The organism is Streptomyces sp. NPDC051136 (genome assembly GCF_044455745.1).
GTDB lineage: Bacteria > Actinomycetota > Actinomycetes > Streptomycetales > Streptomycetaceae > Streptomyces.
The window spans coordinates 680,753-692,497 of the sequence record NZ_JBITFE010000002.1 but is presented as its reverse complement, the minus strand read 5'-3'; the positions used below and the strand labels follow the sequence as shown (position 1 = coordinate 692,497).

The window sequence follows — 11,745 nt, the reverse complement described above, 5'->3', positions numbered from 1 at the left end:
CCACCGGACCGGACGCCCCGCCCCTCTCCCGCAGCCGCCCGCACCCGCCGTCGCGAACTTCGTCCGACATATCGAACACTAAGGAACGCCCGTGACCGACCCTTCCGCCAAGGCCGCCGCACGCAGGCCCGGCGAGCAGGCCCTCACCGCCCTCGGCCTGGCCGCGCCCGACCCCGATCCCGCCGACGCCTCGCCGCACTCCTTCCCGGGCGGTGGCCGGTGGCGCACCGAGGTCCCTTCCTGCGAGGGGCCGGAGGCACTGGCGGTGGTGCTCAAGGAGGCCTCGCGGCTCGACGTGCCGATCCACCGGATCAGCCAGGGCAGCGGCGTGTGGATGCTGACCGACGCCGAGATCACCGAGATGGTCGAGGCCACCGCCGAACGGGACATCGAGCTCTGCCTGTTCACCGGTCCACGCGGCACCTGGGACATCGGCGGCTCCACCCGGACCGACTCGGGCGGTGCGGGCCTTCGTGCGCGCGGCCACGCCGCGGTCGCCGGATGTGTCGAAGACGCCGTGCGGGCATGCGAGTTGGGCGTCACGTGCCTGCTCGTCGCCGACGAGGGCGTGCTGTGGACACTGCACCGGGCCCGGTCCCGCGGCCTCCTGCCCGCCGACACCACGCTGAAGCTGTCGGCGCTCGTCGGCCCGGTCAACCCGGCCTCGTACGCGGTCTACGAGCGGCTCGGCGCCGACTCCATCAACGTGCCCAGCGACCTGACCACGGATCACCTGACCGAAATACGGCGCGTTTCGGCCGCACCGATGGACATGTACATCGAGGCTCCGGACGACCTCGGCGGCTACGTGCGGATGTACGAGGTCGCCGAACTGATCCGTCGCGGTGCTCCGCTGTACCTGAAGTTCGGCCTCTCCAAGGCGCCCGGGATCTATCCGTACGGGCACCACCTGCGGGAACTGACGCTGGCCACCGCCAAGGAGCGGGTGCGCCGCGGCCGGCTCGCCCTCGACCTGCTCGCCCGGCACGGCGCGGACGGGGACATGGCGCCGCTCGGCACCCGACTGCCGGGGACGCTCAACCGGTTCGAGATCTCGTCATAACGTTCCGGAAACTCCCTTCTCAAAAGACGACACGACCGCGCACAATCCCACACACCTGTCTCGCCGGCCCAGCCCTCACATCAAGGATGATGACCATGCGCAACCGCAGAGCCGCACTCGCCGCGATAGCCTCCGCCGCCTCGCTCGCCCTCACGCTGACCGCCTGCGGCCAGAGCAGCGAGGGCGGCAGCGAGGAGGACAAGGGAGGCGGCGACGGCGCCACGGTGGGCATCGCGATGCCGACCAAGTCCTCCGAGCGCTGGATCACCGACGGCGCCAACGTCGAGAAGGAACTGAAGGGCAAGGGCTTCAAGACCAAGCTCGTCTTCGGCGAGGACGACCCGGACCAGCAGGTCTCGCAGATCGAGAACATGATCACGCAGGGCGTGGACGCGCTGATCGTGGCGGCGATCGACAACAAGTCCCTGGGCAACGTCATGCAGCAGGCCAAGGACGCCGACATCCCGGTGATCTCCTACGACCGGCTGATCCTCGGCACGGAGAACGTCGACTACTACGCCTCGTTCGACAACGAGAAGGTCGGCGAGCTGCAGGGCGGCTACATCGTCGACAAGCTCGGCCTGAAGGCGGGCAAGAAGGGCCCCTTCAACATCGAGCTGTTCGCCGGCTCCAACGACGACAACAACACCCGGTACTTCTTCCAGGGCGCGATGAACGTCCTGAAGCCCTACATGGACAAGGGCCAGCTGGTCGTACGGTCCAAGCAGACCGCCCTCAACCAGGTCACCACGCTGCGCTGGGACGGCGGCACCGCGCAGAAGCGCATGGACGACCTGCTCACCTCCAGCTACCGCAGCGCCCGGGTCGACGCGGTGCTGTCGCCCTACGACGGCATCTCCATCGGCATCCTGTCCGCCCTGAAGTCGGACGGCTACGGCTCCGGCAGCAAGGCCATGCCCGTCGTCACCGGCCAGGACGCCGAGATCGCCTCGGTGAAGTCGATCATCTCGGGCCAGCAGACCCAGACCGTCTTCAAGGACCTGCGCCAGCTCGCCAAGGTCGCCGCGAACATGGTCGACGCGGTCCTCGACGACAAGAAGCCCGAGGTCAACGACACCAAGTCGTACGACAACGGTTCCAAGGTCGTCCCCGCCTACCTGTTGCAGCCGGTCAGCGTCGACAAGGCGAACTACGAGAAGGTCCTCGTCGACGGCGGCTACTACTCCGCGAACGACCTCAAGTAACCGGGCCCCCTCAAGGATTGGAAGGCACGACCATGGCGGGACCCGTCCTGGAAATGCGCTCGATCGTCAAAACCTTTCCCGGTGTCAAAGCGCTGTCGGACGTCACGCTGACCGTTCGCCAGGGCGAGGTCCACGCCATCTGCGGGGAGAACGGCGCCGGCAAGTCGACCCTGATGAAGGTGCTCTCCGGCGTCCATCCCCACGGAAGCTACGAGGGGGACGTCCTCTTCGAGGGCGAGACCTGCCGGTTCAAGGACATCCGGGCGAGCGAACAGCACGGCATCGTGATCATCCACCAGGAGCTGGCGCTGGTGCCGTACCTGTCCATCGCGGAGAACATCTTCCTCGGCAACGAGCACGCCAAGCGCGGACTGATCAACTGGAACGACACCCTCAGGCACGCCGCCGAACTCCTGCGCCGGGTCGGTCTCGACGAGCACCCGGAGACCCGCGTCGCCGACATCGGCGTGGGCAAGCAGCAGCTGGTGGAGATCGCCAAGGCGCTGTCGAAGAAGGTGAAGCTGCTCATCCTCGACGAGCCGACGGCGGCGCTGAACGACGAGGACAGCGGCAAACTCCTCGACCTGATCCTCCAGCTGAAGGAACAGGGCATCACCTCGATCATCATCTCGCACAAGCTGAACGAGATCCGCCGGGTCGCCGACTCGGTCACGATCATCCGTGACGGGCGCTCCATCGAGACGCTCGACGTGAAGGCGGCGGAGACGACCGAGGACCGGATCATCAGCGGGATGGTCGGCCGCGACCTGGAGAACCGCTTCCCTGACCGCACCCCGCACCAGCCCGAGCAGGGTGCGGCACCGGCCCTGGAGATCCGCAACTGGACCGTGCACCACCCCATCGACCAGCAGCGCAAGGTCGTCGACGACGTCTCCATCGAGGTGCGGCGCGGCGAGATCGTCGGCATCGCCGGACTGATGGGCGCCGGCCGCACCGAGCTGGCGATGAGCGTCTTCGGCCGCACCTACGGCCGGCACGCCGGCGGCACCGTCCTCAGGGACGGTAAGGAGATCCGCACCAAGACCGTCCCCGAGGCGGTCGGGCACGGCATCGCGTACGTCACCGAGGACCGCAAGCACTACGGCCTCAACCTCATCGACACCATCAACCGGAACATCTCGCTGACCGCGCTGGGCAAGGTCTCCAAGCGGGGCGTGGTCGACGAGCACGGCGAGCGGCAGGTCGCCGAGGACTACCGCAAGTCCATGAACATCAAGGCGCCGACCGTGTTCGAGCCGGTCGGCAAGCTGTCCGGGGGCAACCAGCAGAAGGTCGTCCTCAGCAAGTGGATCTTCGCGGGTCCCGAGGTGCTGATCCTGGACGAGCCCACGCGCGGCATCGACGTGGGCGCCAAGTACGAGATCTACACGGTCATCGACCGCCTGGCGGCCGAGGGCAAGGCGGTCGTGTTCATCTCCTCCGAGCTTCCGGAACTGCTCGGCATGTGCGACCGCATCTACACGATGGCCGCGGGACGGCTGACGGGTGAGTTCTCGCGGGCCGAGGCCTCGCAGGAAGCGCTGATGCGGCAGATGACGAAGGACAAGAAGGACAAAGAGGTAAGCCGATGAGCACGGACGTGACCGCCAAGACCCCGGCACCGGCGCCGCCCGGCGATGAGGGTTCGGCCTCCGGCGGCGGGCTGTTGCAGCTGATGCTCGACGGCATGCGCCGCAACATGCGCCAGTACGGCATGCTGATGGCCCTCGGCCTGATCGTGGTGCTGTTCGCGGTGTGGTCGGACGGCGACCTGCTGCTGCCGCGCAACGTCTCCAACCTGGTGCTGCAGAACAGCTACATCCTGATCCTCGCGATCGGCATGATGCTCGTCATCATCGCGGGTCACATCGACCTGTCGGTGGGCTCACTGACCGCGTTCGTCGGCGCGACGGCCGCCGTCCTGATGGTCAACCACGACCTGCCCTGGCCACTGGCGGTGGTCCTGTGCCTGGCCATCGGCGCCGCCGCCGGCGCGGTGCAGGGCTTCTTCATCGCCTATCTCGGCATACCGTCGTTCATCGTGACCCTCGCGGGCATGCTGCTCTTCCGCGGTCTGACGGAGATCTTCCTCAAGGGCCAGACCCTCGGCCCGTTCCCCAAGGACCTTCAGAAGATCGCCAACGGCTTCCTGCCCGAGGTCGGCCCGAACACCAACTACCACAACCTCACCCTGCTGCTGGGCTTCGCCCTGATCGCCTTCGTGGTGTACCAGGAGGTCCGCGACCGCAAGCGGCAGCTGGAGTTCTCCCTCGACGTGCCGCCGGTCAAGCTGTTCGTGCTCAAGCTGGTCGCGCTGGTCGCCGCGGTCCTCGTGGTCACGCTGCTGCTGGCCAGCTACAAGGGCGCCCCGATCGTGCTGCTCATCCTGGGCGTGCTGGTGGTCGGCTTCGGCTATCTGATGCGCAACGCGATCGTCGGCCGCCACATCTACGCCATCGGCGGCAACCTGCCCGCGGCCAAGCTGTCGGGCGTGAAGGACAAGAAGGTCACCTTCCTGGTCTTCCTGAACATGGGCATGCTCGCGGCCCTGGCGGGTCTGGTCTTCGCCGCCCGCTTCAACGCGGCCTCGCCCAAGGCGGGTCTCAACTTCGAGCTGGAGGCCATCGCCGCCTCCTTCATCGGCGGCGCGTCGATGAGCGGCGGCGTCGGCACGGTCCTCGGCGCGATCATCGGTGGCCTGGTCCTGGGCGTGCTGAACAACGGCATGAACCTCGTGGGCATCGGCACCGACTGGCAGCAGGTCATCAAGGGCGCGGTGCTGCTGGCGGCGGTCGGGTTCGACGTGTGGAACAAGCGCAGGGTCGGTTCGTAACGGATCTCGGGCCCCGCCACTCACGGCGGGGCCCGCTTCTCTTCACGGAAGTACAGGAGCCGCACATGGAACTGAGCAGACGAACGGTCATCGCGTCGGCGGCCGCGGCCGGTGTGGCCGCCACCGCGATCGGCGGCACGGCGCACGCGTCGGGAGGCGGGAAACCGGTGAAGGAACTCTTCGGCAGACTCGCCGACGGGACGAAGGTGTACCGCTGGTCGCTGGAGAACGGCGGCACGCGAATGAAGGTGCTGTCCTACGGCGGCGTCGTGCAGTCCCTGGAGATCCCGGACCGCCGGGGACGCTACGCGAACGTCTCCCTGGGCTTCGACAACCTCGACGACTACGTGGCCCGCAGCCCGCACTTCGGCGCCCTGATCGGCCGGTACGGCAACCGCATCGCCAAGGGCCGCTTCACCCTGGACGGCAAGGACTACCAGCTCTCCGTCAACGACGGGGAGAACTCCCTGCACGGCGGCGCCCTCGGCTTCGACTACCGGGTGTGGGACGTGGAGCCCTTCACCCGGGGCTCCGACACCGGCCTGGTGCTGCACTACACCAGCGTCGACGGCGAGATGGGCTACCCGGGCACGCTGCGGGCCAGGGTGACGTACACCCTGACCCGGCACGGCGACTGGCGCATCGACTACGAGGCCACCACCGACAAGGCCACCGTCGTCAACCTCACCAGCCACGTCTACTGGAACCTGGCCGGCGAGGGCAGCGGCTCGATCGAGGACCACGAACTGTCCATCGACGCCTCCCGCTTCACGCCCACCGACGCGGGGCTGATCCCGACCGGCGAGCTGGCCCGGGTCTCCGGCACGCCCTTCGACTTCCGCCGGGCCAAGCCGATCGGCCGGGACATCCGGGACGCCCACCCGCAACTGGTCACCGCCAAGGGCTTCGACCACAACTGGGTGCTCGACAAGGGCATCACCGACCGCCCCGAGCACATCGCCACCCTGCGCGAGAACGCCTCGGGCCGCACCCTGCGCATCGCCACCGACCAACCCGGACTGCAGTTCTACTCGGGCAACTTCCTCGACGGCACCCTGACCGGCACCGGGGGCTCCCTCTACCGGCAGGGCGACGCGCTGTGCCTGGAGACCCAGCACTTCCCGGACGCGCCGAACCACCCCTCGTTCCCGTCGACCGTGCTGCGGCCCGGCGAGACGTACCGGACCTCCACGGTGCACTCGTTCGACGCGTGACCCGCGGCGACCCTCGGGCACATTTCCTTCACATGCGTTGAACGGTGTCCCGTCCGCCTCCGTATGCATGGGCGGTCCGCGCTCCCGCGGGCCGCCCAGCTACGGAGGTCCACGTGTCCGGCAACGTCACCTCGTTGTTCCGCAGCACCGCGGCGCACAGCCCCTCGATGGCGGCGCTGACGCGGGAGAGCGGCGAGGCGGGCGCGGGACCGGTGGACTTCTGCATCCCCTGCAACCCGTACTTCCCCACCCCGGCGATGTTCGAGGAAATGGCCGGCCGGCTGCGCGACATCGTCACGTACTACCCGAGCAGCGCCGACACCATCACCGCCGAGCTGTGCAGTCTGCTCCAGCTCCCGCCGCAGTGCGTGGCGATGGGCAACGGCTCCACCGAGCTGATCACCTGGATCGACCACCTGCTGGTCCGGGAGTCCCTCGCCGTCCCCGTCCCCACCTTCGGCCGCTGGACCGACCAGCCCATGGAGACCGGCAAGCGGGTCGACATGTTCCCGCTCCAGGAAGCGAGCGGCTTCGCCCTCGACCTGGCACGCTACGCCGAGTTCGTCCGCGCCCGGGGCACCCGGGCCGTGGTGGTCTGCAACCCCAACAACCCCGACGGCGGCTACCTCCACAAGCAGGCGCTCGTGCAGTTCATGGACGCGATGGCCGACCGGGACCTGGTGGTGGTCGACGAGTCCTTCCTGGAGTTCGCCGACGCGGAGAGCGAACCCAGCGTGATCCAGGAGGCGATGCTGCGCCCCAACGTCGTCGTGCTGCGCAGCCTCGGCAAGAACTTCGGGCTGCACGGCATCCGCTTCGGCTACCTCGTCGCCAACCCGGCGCTCGCGGGCCGGGTGCGCTCCATGCTGCCCAAGTGGAACCTCAACTCCTTCGCGGAGCACGTGGTGTTCATGCTGCGCGACCACGGCCCCGAGTACGCGCAGAGCCTGCACCAGGTGCGGCGCGACCGCCTGGAGATGGCCGCCCGGCTGTCCGCGCTGCCGGGCCTGACCGTCTATCCCTCCCAGGGCAACTTCCTCTTCGTCCGCCTCCCCGTGGGCGCGGAGGGCACCGCCGTGCGGGACCGCATGCTCACCGAGCACCGGGTGCTGGTCCGCGAGTGCGGCAACAAGATCGGATCGTCCAGCCGCTTCCTGCGTCTCGTGGTGCGCCCCCAGGTCGACGTACGTCGCCTGGTGTCGGGCCTGGAACAGGTGCTCTACGGGGCCGGGAGGGGAGCCGCCGTGCCCGGGCCGGCCACCGGGACCGGCTACAGCTCGGGCACGGCGGCGGTGGACCGCCTGATGTACGAGACCAACGGTTCCGGTATGCGCGCGATCACCGCACAGACCGCCGGTACCGGCGCCCCGGGGATCGCCGCCGCTCCGGCCCCCGCCACGGGCACCGGTACCGGCATGCCGCTGCCCGCCGCGGTGCCCGTCGCTCCGGCGGCGGCCGCCGTCCCCGGGCCGGCGCCGGTCGCCCAGCCGGTGCCGTACCCCGGACCGGTGCCGGTCCCCCACCCGGCACCGGTCCCTCAGCAGCCCGTGCCCGCACCGCAGCCCGCGCCCATGCCGGTCCCGCAGCCCGCCCCCGCGCCTATGCCGCAGCCCGTGCCCGCGCCGATGCCGCAGTCCGTGCCCGCACCGATACCGGCGGCCGCTGCCTATCCGCCGCCCGTCGGACCGGCACCGCCCTTCGGGCCGACCCCGTCCTTCGGGCCGACCCCGCCCGGCGTGCCGGCCCGCGGTGGCCTCACGGCCGCCCAGGTCAGGGGCACCAACGGGCTGGAGTCGGTCCCGGCGACGGGCTGGCCGAACGCGGCCGGGATGGGCCAGGCGGGCTGAGTCCCGCCGGGTTCCCTACCCGGCCGGAGTGCCGGTGGCGGCCGACGTGTCCGACGGGCTCGGGCAGGGGGTGCCCGTCGGGGAGGCCGTGGGGTCGGGCGACGGGGACGGCGATTCCGTGGGCCCGGAGCAGTCGTCCGTGTCGGTGGGCGAAGGGCCCGGGCCGGTCGGGTCCGGCGAGGGGTCCGGGGACTGCGTGGGCGGCCGGGTGGGCCCCGGGAGGGTCGGCGGCACCGACGGGGAGGTCGGGGCCGTGGACGGTACGGGACGGGACGGAGCGGGGGACGGCGAGGGGGACGGCGCCGGGCCGCCCGGCGTGCCGCTCGGGTCCGGACCGATGACGATGCCGTCGTCCCTGCCTCCCCCTCCCCCTTCCCCTTGGCCCGCGCCACCGCCGCTGCCGCCCTCCCCGTCGACGGGCTTGCTCGCCGGGGTGTCGCCGCCCGCGCCGGGGCTCTTCGGGACGACGCCCTTGCCGTCGGGGACGGTGTGGACGCCGCGGCTGTAGAACTCCAGCCAGTACCGGACCGTCTCCAGGTAGGTGCGGGAGTTGTTGTAGCTGAGCACGGCCCGGTCCAGGTCGGCCGCCCGGCCCAGGTCCCGGTCGCCCGCGCACAGGTAGTGCCCGGCCGCGAGGGCCGCGTCGAAGACGTTGTTCGGGTCGGCCCGGCCGTCCCGGTTGCCGTCCGCGCCCCAGCGGGCCCAGGTGGACGGCAGGAACTGCATCGGTCCCACCGCCCGGTCGTAGACCGCGTCACCGTCGTGGGCGCCGCCGTCCGTGTCCCGGATCAGGGCGAAGCCCCGGCCGTTCAGGGGCGGTCCGGTGATCCGGCCCAGGGTGGTGCCGCTGCGGTCGACCGCGCCGCCGCGTGCCTGGCCGGACTCCACCTTGCCGATCGCCGCGAGCAGTTCCCAGGGCAGCCGGCAGCCGGGGTCCGTCCGGCCGACCGCCGTCTCGGCGGCGCGGTAGGCGCGCAGCACGGTGGCCGGGATGCCCGACTGGGCACGGACGTCGGCGGCCTGCCCCGGCGCGGGGGCCGCCGGTGAGCCGCCTCGCGTCACCAGGGGCGGGAGTTCGGTGTGGTAGGAGCCGTCGCCCGGCGGGACGAGCCCGGCGGAGGGGCCGTCCGCCGTCGGCAGGCCCAGGTCGTCGGCCGCCGGTTCGGAGCGGGTGTCCAGCGCGTCGCGGGCCAGGCCGGGGGCCTGGGAGGCGGTGAGGGCCGCCATGGCCGCCACCGCGAGAGCGGTCGTGCGCAGTCCCTTGCGGGTCCGCCCGGGGTACAGGCGTCGGGCACGGCGTACGGACATGGTCGTCACTCCTGTCGGATCCGTGGGGGGGTGCGGGGCGGGTGCGGGGCGGGAGGCGGGCCGCGGGTGCGGCCGGCGGACCGGTGCTCAGCGGCCTCAGCGGCCGAAGGTGTCCAGGGCGGAGATCCGCCAGCGTCCGTCGCGGTGCACGACGTCGACCGCGAGCATGGCCGCCGCGTACACCCCGTCGTCCTGGGCGGCGCTCTTGTCCTTCGCGGCCGCCTTCCCGGCGGTGGCGACGCTGCTCTGGTCGGCGTAGACGAGGACGCGGGCCCGGTCGCCGTCGATCCGTTCGACCGCGCTCTCGGTGACCGTCGTGGTGATCACCGCCTTCTGCTCGTCGGCCCGCGCGCGGACGTCGGCGAGCAGTTCCCGGTGCTGGTCGACGGCCTTGCCGGTCAGCAGGCTCTTCGCCGCCGCGTCGAGGGCGCCGGGGTCGGCGTGGTCGTAGGAGAAGAGCCGGTCGACGGCCTTGGCCACCTGGCCCTTGATCTCGCTGGTGCGGGCGAGGTCGGTCAGCGCGGTGTTGCTCCGCGCGGGCTCCGACCTGAGCCCCTCGGCCTTCGCGTGGGCCCAGCCGGCGAAGCCGCCGAGGAGCACCGTCAGCACGCACAGCAGCACGAGGGCCGGGGGGCGGCGGCGCGACCGGGCCCGGGGTTCCTCCGGTCCGTCCCCGGTGGTGGACGCGCCGTCGGTGGCGTCCTTCGCGGGTTCCAGTACGGCCGTGGCGCCGCGCGTGCCGGTCCGGGCCGGCTCGCGCTCGGCCGCCCGGGAGCGCTCCGGACGGCCGGCCGAGGCAGCGGAGGCGGCGGCGGGCCGGGTCTCGCGGGCCTGGCGGCGTCGCTGGCGGTTGATGTGGTGACGGGTGGTCGACATGGTGCGTGTCCTCCTCGCTGCGGCCGGCTCGCTCGGTACGGGACCGGTCAGCCGGTCGATGTGCCGCCCACCGGGGCCTGGCCCAGGGCGCTGAGTTTCCAGCGGCCGTCGGTCCGGGTGAGTTCGCCGAGCATGCGGCTGTCCTTGTCGCTCCTGGCCCCGTCGGCCGCCTCGACGGTGACGCGCAGGGCGACCAGCACCCTGGCCCGGCCGGCGCGGTCGTCGAGTTCGGTGACGGCGCCCGACAGCACCCGGGCCGTGCTCACCGTCTTGGCCTCCTTCACCTGCGCGGTGAACGCCTCGCGGCCTGAGGCGAGTTGTTCGTGCAGCTCGCCGGTGGTCGAGGACTCCCACAGGTCGAGGCCGCGCTTCAGCTCGCGGTGGTCGAGCGTGTTCAGGTTCTGCACGGCCTGCTCCCCCGCGGAGAGGGCCGCGTCCCGCTGGGCGGCGTACGCGGCCCGGTCGTCGTGGGCCGCCCGGTACCAGTCCTGGCCCGACCACGCGGCGAAGCCGCCCGCGACGAGGGTGAGCGCGAGGGCCAGGGCCGGGAGCGGCCGAAGGCGGCCTGCGCCGGGCAGGCGGACCGGGCGTCTCATGGGGTGCTCCCGTCTCCCGCGCATGGTCAGCGGGCCTTGATGTCGACGATGCGCCAGCGGTCGGCTTCCAGCCGTGCCGTGACGGTGAGTTGGGCCGCGGCGGTGGTGGGCTCGGCCTCGCCGTCGCCCTTGCCGTCACCCTTGCCCCGGTGGGAGGTCTGGTCGAGGAAGACCAGCAGGCGGGCCCGGTCACCGTCGAGTTCGATCACTCCGGTGCGTACGGCCCGGGTGCTGAGGGTGACGCGCTGCTCGGTGAGGTCGTCGCGGACCCGGGCGAAGAGGGTCGCGTACTGGCGGGCGGCCCGGCCGTCGAGGACGGTGCCCGCGGAGCGCTCGGCGGCCGCGGTGCCGTCCGGCGTGTAGGAGAAGACCCGGGCGAGGGCGTTGCCGACGTCGCCCGCGACACGGGAGGTGGCCCCGGTGTCGGTGAGCGCCTGGTTGCGGGCGGGCGCGGCCGACCTCAGCTGGTGGGCGGCGTAGAGGAAGCCGCAGCCGCCGAGGACGAGGGCGACGGCGGTCCCGGCCAGGACGGCTTGCCGCAGGCGCCCGGCGGACCGGCGGGAGGCGGGACCGTCGCTGGGGGCGCCGGAGGCGTCGGGGGTGTCCGAGGCCCCGGGGGCCCCGGAGACGTCGTCGGAGGCCCCCGAGACGTCGGGGCTGCCGGAGGTCCCGGAGGCGTCCGGGGTGCCGGAGGCGTCGGACGCGTCCGGAGTGTCGGAGGCGTCGGACGCGTCCGGGGCATCGAGGGCCCCGGAGACGTCGGCGCTGCCGGAAGCACCGGAGGTCCCGGAGACATCCGGGGC

Annotated in this window: 9 protein-coding genes and 1 pseudogene; 6 read left to right on the top strand and 4 right to left on the bottom strand. The window is 71.7% G+C overall.

Features of this window, described 5'->3' with window-relative positions; genetic code table 11:
* Positions 1-91 precede the first annotated feature (91 nt).
* The 6 genes from ACIBCJ_RS08595 (at position 92) to ACIBCJ_RS08570 (ending at position 8,162) form a co-directional block, all read left to right on the top strand.
* Entirely contained in the window at positions 92-1,063 is a 972-nt protein-coding gene (locus tag ACIBCJ_RS08595) for a hypothetical protein (RefSeq protein ID WP_365979194.1), read from the top strand.
* A gap of 95 nt (positions 1,064-1,158) precedes the next feature.
* Positions 1,159-2,268, top strand: a complete 1,110-nt coding sequence (chvE, locus tag ACIBCJ_RS08590; RefSeq protein WP_362099073.1) for a multiple monosaccharide ABC transporter substrate-binding protein — start codon at positions 1,159-1,161, stop codon at positions 2,266-2,268.
* A gap of 32 nt (positions 2,269-2,300) precedes the next feature.
* Positions 2,301-3,860 carry a multiple monosaccharide ABC transporter ATP-binding protein gene (gene mmsA, locus ACIBCJ_RS08585; protein ID WP_362099076.1) on the top strand — a complete coding sequence of 520 codons (1,560 nt, stop codon included), beginning with the start codon at positions 2,301-2,303 and terminating at the stop codon, positions 3,858-3,860.
* Positions 3,857-5,101 carry a multiple monosaccharide ABC transporter permease gene (gene mmsB, locus ACIBCJ_RS08580; RefSeq protein ID WP_362099079.1) on the top strand — a complete coding sequence of 415 codons (1,245 nt, stop codon included), beginning with the start codon at positions 3,857-3,859 and terminating at the stop codon, positions 5,099-5,101. The genes mmsA and mmsB overlap by 4 nt, the downstream gene beginning before the upstream one ends.
* A gap of 65 nt (positions 5,102-5,166) precedes the next feature.
* The gene (locus tag ACIBCJ_RS08575; RefSeq protein WP_365979193.1) at positions 5,167-6,315 is read left to right on the top strand and encodes an aldose epimerase family protein; all 1,149 of its coding nucleotides are present in this window, start codon (positions 5,167-5,169) and stop codon (positions 6,313-6,315) included.
* Between the two features lie 113 nt (positions 6,316-6,428).
* Positions 6,429-8,162, top strand: a complete 1,734-nt coding sequence (locus ACIBCJ_RS08570) for a histidinol-phosphate transaminase (RefSeq protein WP_365979192.1) — start codon at positions 6,429-6,431, stop codon at positions 8,160-8,162.
* 15 nt (positions 8,163-8,177) lie between these two features.
* On the opposite strand, the gene ACIBCJ_RS08565 is transcribed toward ACIBCJ_RS08570, so the two are convergent.
* From ACIBCJ_RS08565 to ACIBCJ_RS08550, 4 genes and pseudogenes are all read right to left on the bottom strand, one after another.
* Positions 8,178-9,470, bottom strand: a complete 1,293-nt coding sequence (locus tag ACIBCJ_RS08565; protein ID WP_365979191.1) for a lytic murein transglycosylase — start codon at positions 9,468-9,470, stop codon at positions 8,178-8,180.
* A 96-nt stretch (positions 9,471-9,566) separates the two neighbouring features.
* Entirely contained in the window at positions 9,567-10,346 is a 780-nt protein-coding gene (locus ACIBCJ_RS08560; RefSeq protein ID WP_365979190.1) for a hypothetical protein, read from the bottom strand.
* Positions 10,347-10,393: 47 nt separating this feature from the next.
* Positions 10,394-10,942: a nuclear transport factor 2 family protein gene (locus ACIBCJ_RS08555; RefSeq protein WP_362099094.1), complete on the bottom strand. Its 549-nt coding sequence runs from the start codon at positions 10,940-10,942 to the stop codon at positions 10,394-10,396.
* A gap of 26 nt (positions 10,943-10,968) precedes the next feature.
* Positions 10,969-11,502, bottom strand: a pseudogene (locus ACIBCJ_RS08550) (hypothetical protein); the annotation flags it as partial.
* Positions 11,503-11,745 lie beyond the last annotated feature (243 nt).